Source organism: Nocardia sp. NPDC060220 (genome assembly GCF_042727815.1).
Taxonomy (GTDB): Bacteria; Actinomycetota; Actinomycetes; order Mycobacteriales; family Mycobacteriaceae; genus Nocardia.
In genome coordinates this window covers 1-3,436 of record NZ_JBHWZY010000752.1, presented here as the reverse complement: position 1 = coordinate 3,436, position 3,436 = coordinate 1, and the positions used below count along the sequence as shown (strand labels likewise).

2 protein-coding genes are annotated in these 3,436 nt (G+C 69.3%); one reads left to right on the top strand and one right to left on the bottom strand.

Annotated elements, in window-relative coordinates:
* Positions 1-2,033, top strand: a 2,033-nt coding sequence (locus ACFWF3_RS28995; RefSeq protein ID WP_379316730.1) for an arabinosyltransferase C-terminal domain-containing protein, incomplete at its 5' end; no start/stop codon positions are given.
* A gap of 64 nt (positions 2,034-2,097) precedes the next feature.
* On the opposite strand, the gene ACFWF3_RS28990 is transcribed toward ACFWF3_RS28995, so the two are convergent.
* A complete protein-coding gene (locus ACFWF3_RS28990) occupies positions 2,098-3,186 on the bottom strand; it encodes an alpha/beta hydrolase (RefSeq protein WP_379316728.1) in 1,089 nt (362 codons plus the stop codon).
* Positions 3,187-3,436 lie beyond the last annotated feature (250 nt).

Here is a 3,436-nt window from a genome sequence, read left to right as displayed (position 1 = left end):
ACCCCGACGGCTCCCTGGCCCGGCGCTTCGGCGTCCTCGCCATGCTCCTGTGCCTCGCGGTCGGTATCGTCGCGACGCTGCGCCGCGGTCGGATCCCGGCGACCGCGCGTGGCCCGGTGACCCGAATCCTCGCCGTCGTCTTCATGGCACTGCTGCTGATGATGTTCACCCCCACCAAGTGGACGCATCATTTCGGCGTCTACGGGGGCCTGGCGGCTGCACTCGCCGCGATCACGGCAATGGCGCTGGTCCGCGTCGGCCGGAACTATCTGCGAACACTGTTCGCCGCCGCGGTGCTGTTGCTGCTCGCCGTGAGCTTCACCGGCTCCAACGGGTGGTGGTACGTCTCCGGCTACGGGGTCCCGTGGCCCGACCGCGCCCCCACGCTCGGCGGGATCGAGGTGTCGACCCTCTTCCTCGCCGCGACGGCCGCAACCCTCCTCGCGGCCCTGTTCCAGTACTACCGTGCAGGCATCGAGCCCTCGGCCGTAGGAGACGGTGCCGATGGCCTCCGCGACCCGGGCGATGACGACGGTGGCACCGGTGATCACGGAACCGACGGCGATGCCGCCGGTTCTGACACGAGTCGAGTACTCGAACGCGGAAGCAGCGTGCAGCGGAAGTCCGGTGGCGGTATCGGTCGCCGCAGGCCGAATCGCAAGATCCCGGCTGTCGCACCACTGACCGTTGCCGCAGCGGCCATGGTGCTGTTCGAAGTGGGTTCACTTGCCGCGGCGGCTGTTTCGCAGTACCCGGCCTATTCGGTCGGGCTGTCGAATCTGCGCGCGCTGACGGGTGACCGGTGCGCGATGGCCGATGACGTTCTCGTCGAGACGAATACCGCCGACTCCCTGCTGACCCCGTACAGCGGCACCGTCGCCGACGGGCTGGCCGCCGAGAACACCGGCTTCACCCCGAACGGTGTCGGAAGCCTCGCCCCCGATCCCGGTCCCGGCCAATCCTCCGCCCCACCTTCGGGTTCCGGCCCCAGCCCCAGCGGAAGCGGACCCGGCGGCCCAGGCCCCGGCGGAGGCGCACCCGGCAGCTCAGGCCCCGGCGGTGCGAGCCCCGGTGGCTCAGCACCTGGTGGGGGCACTTCTCCAGGTGGCGTGAACGGGACGCCGGGCAGCAACGGCGGCTCTGCCGAGGCACCACCGAGCGGTCCGAACGCGGGACCACCCGGCGCGTCCGGTCCTGCCGTGGCCGGCGTGAACGGCAGCACGGCGGCATTGCCGTTCGGTCTCGCCCCCGAACGAACACCGGTACTCGGCAGTTACTCGACCGGCGAACCACAGCGAACGCAGTTGACGACGCAGTGGTATCGGCTGGATCTGGCCGCCGCACAGCAGAATCCGGTGTACCGGGTGATGATCCTGACGGTGGCCGGTCGGATCGAGTCCACGGCGCCCGACGGCTCACGCATGCCAGGGCAGCGCTTGCGAGTGGAGTTCGCTCGTAGGGCCGAGGACGGAACCACCATCGCCCTGGGCGATGCGGTCCCGCCGACGGTTGGTGGCGCTCCGGGCTGGCGGAACCTCCCGATCGCGCTGGATCGAGTTCCTGTGGGCACCACTGCCGTTCGTCTCGTCGCCGACGCGGCGGAGCCCGACCCCATGCAGTGGCTCGCGATCACCCCACCGCGCCTGCCGAAACTGTCGAGCCTGAACACCGTCGTCGGCAGCACCGACCCGGTCCTCGCGGATTGGCATGTGGGACTGGCTTTCCCGTGCCAGCGTCCGTTCGACCACCACACCGGTGTCGCGGAGATGCCGATCTGGCGAATCCAGCCCGACAAGCTCAACGCCCAGGTCTCCGAGACCTGGCAGGGCGACACCGGCGGCGGCCCCCTCGGCTGGACCGGCATGCTCATGCAGTCACGCACCATTCCGGCTTATCTGGCCGAGGACTGGACCCGCGACTGGGGCGAGCTCCAACGCCTCACCCGCACCGTCGCCGCACCACCGGCGGACATCACCGTGCGCACCGAGCTCCGCTGGGGCCTGACGAACGAAACCCCGATCAAAACCAGCTGACCCCCGCAAACGCGAACCGCCGCTACCCGAGCACGGGTAGCGGCGGTTTCGGTTGTGGCAGAGGCTACTTCGGCGGTTCACCACCGGCGGGCGGGCCACCGGCCGGAGGCCCGTCGACGGGCGGTGCGCCACCGGCGGGCGGGGTCGCGCCCGCGGGCAGCGGCTTGCCGATGTTGCGCGCCATGTCGGGCATCAGCCGGATGGCGACCTGTTCCCAGGTGCCCCAGTTGTGGATGCCGATGTCGGGGAAGTCGTAGCTGACGTTCTCGTAACCCAGTGCGGTCACCCGATTCTCGAACGAGCGGGTGTTGGCCAGGGCGATCGCCTCCAGTGGCATGCCCTGGGTGATCGCGTCGACCGAGGACAGGTCCTGGTCGGCGGGCTTGGCGCTCCCCGCGGAGACGTAGAGGCGGGTGTTGTTGGCGATCAACTTCTCGACGAACCCGTACGGGTCCATCCGCTTCCACTTCTCACTGCCCGCGGGCGCCATCGCCTCGATGTTGTACCCACCGCTGGCGATCATCGCCCCGCCGAGCGCCTCGCGCATGCCGGGCATCGACATGTGCAGGTAGCCCGACAGCGACCCCGCGTAGGTGAACTGCTCGGGGTGGTAAGCCGCCATCAGCATCGCCGCGCTACCGCCGCTGGACAGGCCGACCACACCGTTGCGGGTCGCGCTGAAGCCCAGCCGGGACTTCATCGCCTCCGGCAGCGTCTTGGTGATGAAGGTTTCCCACTGGTAGGTGTTGACCTTGCCCTGGGTGTCCTCCCAGCCGCCGATCGCCGAACCGGAGTCGGCGCTGGGCAGCATCGACCCGTCGGGGTTGACGCCGAAGAAGTTGCTCGGCTGCTCCCAGTCGGCGTAGAAGCTGGACTGCCCGCCGACCGGCATCACGACGTTGATGTTGAACTTGGCCATCTGTGCCGGGATGGTGGTGTGCTTCTCCCACCCGTTCAGGTCGTCCTCGGCGCGTTCGCCGTCGAGCAGGTAGACCACCCGATCGGTGTTGCCGTCGGCCGCGCGGATGATCCTGGTGTTGATCTCCCCCATCGACGTATCCACCCGGAAGTCGATCGCGGACGGGTCGGCATCGGCGGCGGCAGGCGCGACGGAGGCGCCGAACGGCACCACCACCACGACGGCGCCTGCCATCACTCGCCGAAGAACTGTTCTTACCCCACGCATGATCGGTGTTCTGACCTTCCCGTCTGTGCGGCCTCGCCGCTTCCCCACTCGACCCGCCGCGGTACTGCACCTGCGCGCGGGGCCCTGTCGGGCAGCATAGCGCGCACCCGATCCCAGGGGTACATCGAATTGTGAAGTGGGGCAGCCCGCTTCGTGCGTCCGCTCCGAACTGCGGATTCTCGGCGAGGGGCGACGTCGGCGGAGCGCTACCCTGGGC

Excerpts from the sequence above, each read along its gene's own strand:
- ACFWF3_RS28990 (WP_379316728.1), bottom strand. The coding sequence starts at position 3,186 with ATGGCAGGCGCCGTCGTGGTGGTGGTGCCGTTCGGCGCCTCCGTCGCG.